This window comes from Actinocatenispora comari, from assembly GCF_017312725.1.
Lineage (GTDB): Bacteria > Actinomycetota > Actinomycetes > Mycobacteriales > Micromonosporaceae > Actinocatenispora > Actinocatenispora comari.
Genome location: NZ_BOPO01000065.1, coordinates 1 through 6,083 on the forward strand (window position 1 = coordinate 1; position 6,083 = coordinate 6,083).

A 6,083-nucleotide genomic window follows, 5' to 3' on the forward strand; every position below is an offset into this window, starting at 1 on the left:
TGCCTGGCACGCCGGCGCGGTGGCGGCCTGGCACGCCGGCGCGGTGGCGGCCCGGCGCGCGGGCAGGGCGCGGGTCGGGGGCGGCGCGAGGAGATCGTCTGGCATACCTACGACCCTCGCGGCCTGGGCGCATCGGCACATCCGGGACGCTGCCCCGGTTACCCCCGGTGCCCGACCCCGGGGAGGTGATCCGGGTCATCCCCGATGCCGGCACCACCGAGCGGATCGGCCCCGGTGCCCAACCTCCTGCGAGCGGCCGACGGTTCGGCCGGTCGATCCGGCCGCCAGCTCGCCCCGTCGACCGTCCGCCGCGCGGCCGACGGTGTGGTAGGTCAGCGGGCGATCTCGGTCGCCCGCGACTCGCGCACCACGGTGACCCGGATCTGACCCGGATAGGTCAGCTCCTCCTCGATCTGCTTCGCCACGTCGCGCGCCAGCACGGCGGAGCCGATCTCGTCCACCTCGTCCGGACGCACCATCACCCGGATCTCCCGGCCGGCCTGCATCGCGAAGACCTTCTCCACGCCGGCCTTGCCGCCGGCGATCTCCTCGATGCGTTCCAACCGCTTCACGTACGCCTCGAGGCTCTCCCGGCGGGCGCCGGGCCGGCCACCGGAGCAGGCGTCGGCGGCCTGGGTCAGGACCGCCTCGATGGTCTGCGGCGCCACCTCGTTGTGGTGCGCCTCGATCGCGTGCACCACCACGTCGTCCTCGCCGTACTTGCGGGCCAGGTCGGCGCCGATCAGGGCGTGGCTGCCCTCCACCTCGTGGGTCAGCGCCTTGCCGATGTCGTGCAGGAACGCGCACCGCTTGATCACGGTCGGATCCAGCCGCAGCTCGGCCGCCATGATGCCGGCGATGTGCGCGGTCTCCACCAGGTGCTTCAACACGTTCTGCCCGTAGCTGGTGCGGTAGCGCAACCGGCCCAGGTGCGCCACCAGCTCCGGATGCAGCTCGGTGATGCCCACCTCGACCAGCGCGTCCTCGGCCGCCCGCAGGCACAGCCGCTCGACCTCCTGCCGGGCGGCGTCGTGCACCTCCTCGATCCGGTGCGGGTGGATCCGGCCGTCGAGTACCAGCTTCTCCAGCGTCAGCCGGCCGATCTCCCGGCGCACCGGATCGAAGCAGGACAGCAGCACGGCCTCCGGGGTGTCGTCGATGATCAGGTTCACCCCGGTCACCGACTCGAACGCGCGGATGTTGCGGCCTTCCCGGCCGATGATGCGGCCCTTCATCTCGTCCGACGGCAGGTGCAGCACGCTGACCACGCTCTCCGCGGTCTGTTCGCTCGCCACCCGCTGGATCGCGTCCACCACCAGCGCGCGGGCCCGCAGCTCCGCGGTCGACCGGGCGTCCGCCTCGATGTCGCGGACCAGGATGGCGGCCTCCCGCTTCGCGGCGGTCTCGATCGACTCGACCAGCTCGCCCTTCGCCGCGTCCGCGGTCAGGCCGGCGACCCGCTCCAGCTCCCGCCGGCGTTCCTGCTCGACCTCGGCCACCGCGGCGGAGCGCTCCGCAAGCTCGGCCTCGCCGGCGGCCAGCCGGCGGTCGCGCTCGGCGAGCCGCTCGACCTCCTCGTCCAGCCGGCGTTCCCGCTCGTCGAGTCGCTGTTCCCGGCGCTCCAGCTCGGCCAGGCGCTCCTTGGCCTCGCTCAGCACCCGCTGCTGCTCCTGCTCGCCGGTACGCCGGGCCTGGGTCAACGCGTGCTCGGCATCCTGCTCGGCCTGCCGGCGGGCCCGCTGGCGCAGCTGCTCGGCCTCCTCGCGGGCGGACACCCGCAGCCGCTCGGCCTCGGTACGTGCGGCGGTCGCCTCGGCCTGGGCCGCCACGGTCTGCGACCGGGCGCGCTCCAGCTCGACGGTCGCCTCGTCCACGGCCACCCGCGCGGTACGCAGCGCCGCCTCGTGCCGTTCGCGCTCCGCGACGACCGCCGGATCCTCCTCCGGCAACACCGCCGGCGGCTGCGGCGCGGCCTGCAGCCGTCGCACCAGAACCACGGCCACGACGACCACGACCACCGCCACCACGACGAGCACCAGCGCCACCAGCACCAGCAGGTCGCTCGCGGTCATGGCCGCCTCCCTCCTTCGCGGCCGTGCGAACGCACGGCACCCGGAAAGGAGAGCCCGGCGGCGAGCATGCACGAACGCCAGCGGCGCATCGCTGCACCTGCTGGACCCCAGCCGTGACCGGCAGCGCCGGTCACCTGCGTTGCTCCTCGCTCTTGTGACGGTGTGACATGTCGCCGCCCACGACGGCGCGGCGCGGTCACTCTCGCGACGATATGGCGTTGTGTCGTGCACGCTATGTGCGGGCCCACTGCCCGCGTGGTTCGGACTGCTCCTTTGGTACGGCTGAGGCTAAGTCGCGCCGCGACCCCGGTCAAGGATCCCCACCCACGCGCCCGGCGGGGCTGCCGGCGGCCCGATCGAGGCGACGCCATCCGCCCGGACCGAACCGCAGGTCCCACCGAGAATCGGCCGCCCGACCCCGGCGCCACGCAGCGACACATCGGGCACCCGCGACACGCCGATGTCACCCGATCGAGTCGACCACACACCGGTCGCTATCGCCCACCAACGCCTTCGTCACCGGCACCGACCAGCCGCACCACCAGCCGTCACCGCCTGCGCACCACGGCACCACGGTCCGGGGCATCAATCGCTCGCTGCCGTCGGCAGAGCGTCGTCATCGCTCGCCGCCGTCCGGCGGACTGTCGGTGCCGACGCTGTCGGCCAGGGCGTCGGTGCCGACGCTGTCGGCCAAGGCGTCGTTGCCGATGCTGTCGGCCAGGGCGTCCATGTCCACGTCGTCGGTGACATCGTCGGCGCCGGGGCGGTCGGCCAGCGCGTCGCGCACGGTGCGCACCGCGAGGCCGGACGAGTAGCCCTTCCGTGCGAGCATGCCTACCAGCCGGCGGAACGCGACCTCGGCCGGCACCCCGGCCATGGAACGCAGTCGCCGGTCGACCAACGCCCGTGCCATGGCCGCCTCGGTGTCACCGTCCAACTCGGTCAGTGCCGAGCCGATCGCCGACGAGTCGACGCCACGCTGGCGAAGCTCGCGGGCCAGCGCACCGCGAGCCAGCCCGCGACCGGTGTGCCGCGAGGTCACCCACGCCTTCGCGAACGCCTCGTCGTCGATCATGCCGACCTCGCCGTACCGCTCCAGCACGGCGGTCGCATCCTCGTCCGGGATGCCGCGCCGGTGCAGCGCGGTAGCGAGCTCGGCTCGGGTGCGGGGACGGACCGCCAGCAGTCGCAGACAGATGTTTCGCGCCTGCTGTCGCGGATCGGCCGGCGGGGTGGAGGCGGCAGCGCCGCGCTCCCCCGCCGTCCGGCGTCGGCGGCCTCGCCCGGGCTGCCGTTCGGTCATCGGTTCAGAAGTCCGCCGCGTCGTCGGCGACGGTCTCGGCCGCGTCGGCACCCGGCACCGCACCGATGTTCAGCTTCTCCTTGATGCGCTTCTCGACCTCGTTGGCCACGTCCGGGTTGTCCCGCATGAACTGCCGGGCGTTCTCCTTGCCCTGGCCGAGCTGGTCGCCTTCGTAGGTGTACCAGGCGCCGGACTTGCGGATGATGCCCTGCTCGACGCCCACGTCGATCAGCGAGCCCTCGCGGCTGATGCCCTTGCCGTACATGATGTCGAACTCGGCCTGCTTGAACGGCGCCGCGACCTTGTTCTTCACCACCTTGACCCGGGTGCGGTTGCCGACCACGTCGCCGGCGTCCTTCAGGCTCTCGATGCGACGCACGTCGAGACGAACCGAGGCGTAGAACTTCAGCGCCTTGCCACCGGTGGTGGTCTCCGGCGAGCCGAACATCACGCCGATCTTCTCGCGCAGCTGGTTGATGAAGATGGCGGTGGTGCCGGAACTGTTGAGCGCGCCGGTCACCTTGCGCAGCGCCTGGCTCATCAGCCGGGCCTGCAGGCCGACGTGGCTGTCGCCCATCTCGCCCTCGATCTCGGCGCGCGGCACCAGCGCCGCCACCGAGTCGATCACGACGATGTCGATCGCGCCGGAGCGGATCAGCATGTCCATGATCTCCAGCGCCTGCTCGCCGGTGTCCGGCTGGGACACCAGCAGCGCGTCGGTGTCGACGCCGAGCGACTTCGCGTACTCCGGGTCGAGCGCGTGCTCGGCGTCGATGAACGCCGCGATGCCGCCGGCCGCCTGGGCGTTGGCCACCACGTGCAGCGCCACCGTCGTCTTACCGGACGACTCCGGTCCGTACACCTCGATGATGCGGCCCCGCGGCAGACCACCGATACCGAGCGCGACGTCCAGCGCGATGGAGCCGGTGGGTATCGCAGCGATCGGCTGCGCGGTTCGGTCACCGAGCCGCATCACCGAGCCCTTGCCGAACTGCTTGTCGATCTGGGCGAGCGCCATGTCCAGCGCTTTCGTCCGATCGGAGCTTGCTCCCCCAGTTGCCATGCCTGCCACCCCTACTGCCGCCTTAGCGTTCGATCGCTTGGTCACGGCTGACACGCTAGGCGCCCGGTCTGACAGAAACGACCCGGCGCACCGCGTCTGTGGACAACGACCTACCCTGTGGACAGTACCCGAACGTCTGTTCGAACGGCGCGCGACACGCGCCGGACCGGTCAGCGGAGCGTGCCGGGCACCCGATCGGCGTACTCCTGGCAGACGGCACGCCACACCACGGCCGTCTCCTCGCCGCCGGCGAACGCCTGCTCGACGGTGCGGCCGTCGAGCTGTGGGAGCACCTGGTCGGCGGCCACGCTGCGGGCGTAGGCCGAGCCGAAGACGTGCTCCATTCGGCGCCAGAAGTCGGTTCGCCGCACCGTGTCCTCCGCAACGGGTCGTGCCGGGTGGTGCACTCGACCGTATCCCGCCGGCCGGCGAGCTCCCACTCCGCGTCGCGTCGTGGCAGGCACCGAGACGTCCGCCACCGTGTCGGCACGGCCGGCGGACCCGAACGGTCGGCACCGGCGGCGGACCCGAACGCCTCCCGGGACGCGGCCGGCGGGTTCAGGCGCCGTACCCGACCGGCCGGTCGGCGACCGCCGCGGCGATCGCGTCGGCCAGCGAGCCCACCTCCGCGACCTCGACGCCGCTGATCGTGACCCGCAGCCCGGGCGCGCTGCCCAGCCGGAACGCGGCACCGGGCGCCACCACCCAGCCGGCGTCCCGCAGCCGGGTCAGCGGCACCGTCTCGTCGGCCACCGGTACCCACACGTTGATGCCGCTGCGGCCGTGCGCGGCGATGCCGCGGTCGGCCAGCGCGGCGACGAGGCCGTCGCGGCGGCGCCGGTACTCGGTGCGGGCGGCGGCGACCTGCGCGCCGACCTGCGGGTCGCGCCACAGTTCGAGCACCAGTTGCTGCAGCACGCTGGACACCCAGCCGGCACCGACCCGCTGCCGGCCGCGCAACCGCCCCACCGTACGGGCGTCGCCGGCGAGCACCGCGAGCCGCAGGTCCGGCCCGTACGGCTTGGAGACCGAGCGCAGGAACGCCCAGCTGTCGGTGGCGCCGGTCAGCGTGGCGAGCGGCGTCTCGGACAGCTCGGCGGCGTGGTCGTCCTCGACCACGAGCACCTCGCGGCGATCGGCCAGCAGCGCCCGCAGCCGGTCGGCGCGCTGCCCGGTGAGGGTGGCGCCGGTGGGGTTCTGTGCCCGGTTGGTGACCAGCACCGCGCGTACCCCGGCGGTCAGGGCGGCGCGCAGCCCGGCCTCGGTGGGTCCGTCGTCGTCGACCGGCACCGGGACCGGCACCAGCCGCAGCGCGGCGAGCAGGTCGATCAGGTTGGCCCAGCCGGGGTCCTCGACGGCGACCCGGTCGCCGGGGGCGAGCTGGGCGGTGAGGGTGCGCTCGATGCCGTCGAGGGCGCCGCCGGTGACGGCGAGCGCGTCCGCGGGCACCCCGTCGGCGGTCAGCCGGGCCGCGGCGTGGTCGAGCAGGTCGGGCAGCGGTCCGGCGGTGTCGTACCCGTGGCCGGTGCGCCAGGCGGGCTGCTCGGCGAGGCGGGCGAGCGGGGCGGCGAGGGCCGGCAGCAGCCGCCGGTCCGGGCCGCCGTCGGACAGGTCGCGGGCGCCGGCGGGCAGGTCCAGCCGGTAC

At 73.6% G+C, this 6,083-nt stretch carries 5 protein-coding genes; all 5 read right to left on the reverse strand.

Annotated features, from left to right (window positions below; translation table 11 throughout):
• Positions 1-332: 332 nt before the first annotated feature.
• A complete protein-coding gene (gene rny / locus NUM_RS18810) occupies positions 333-2,072 on the reverse strand; it encodes a ribonuclease Y (RefSeq protein ID WP_207126201.1) in 1,740 nt (579 codons plus the stop codon).
• Between the two features lie 616 nt (positions 2,073-2,688).
• Positions 2,689-3,375, reverse strand: a complete 687-nt coding sequence (locus NUM_RS18815) for a regulatory protein RecX (RefSeq protein WP_207126202.1) — start codon at positions 3,373-3,375, stop codon at positions 2,689-2,691.
• A gap of 4 nt (positions 3,376-3,379) precedes the next feature.
• Entirely contained in the window at positions 3,380-4,438 is a 1,059-nt protein-coding gene (gene recA / locus NUM_RS18820; RefSeq protein ID WP_207126203.1) for a recombinase RecA, read from the reverse strand.
• A 170-nt stretch (positions 4,439-4,608) separates the two neighbouring features.
• On the reverse strand, positions 4,609-4,809 hold the full coding sequence (locus NUM_RS18825) for a DUF3046 domain-containing protein (protein ID WP_207126204.1): 201 nt from the start codon (positions 4,807-4,809) through the stop codon (positions 4,609-4,611).
• Positions 4,810-4,996: 187 nt separating this feature from the next.
• Positions 4,997-6,083 (reverse strand): aminotransferase class I/II-fold pyridoxal phosphate-dependent enzyme (locus NUM_RS18830; RefSeq protein WP_207126205.1); only part of this gene is annotated, 1,087 nt, incomplete at its 5' end.

Excerpts from the sequence above, each read along its gene's own strand:
- NUM_RS18815 (WP_207126202.1), bottom strand. The coding sequence starts at position 3,375 with ATGACCGAACGGCAGCCCGGGCGAGGCCGCCGACGCCGGACGGCGGGG.
- recA (WP_207126203.1), bottom strand. The coding sequence starts at position 4,438 with ATGGCAACTGGGGGAGCAAGCTCCGATCGGACGAAAGCGCTGGACATG.
- rny (WP_207126201.1), bottom strand. The coding sequence starts at position 2,072 with ATGACCGCGAGCGACCTGCTGGTGCTGGTGGCGCTGGTGCTCGTCGTG.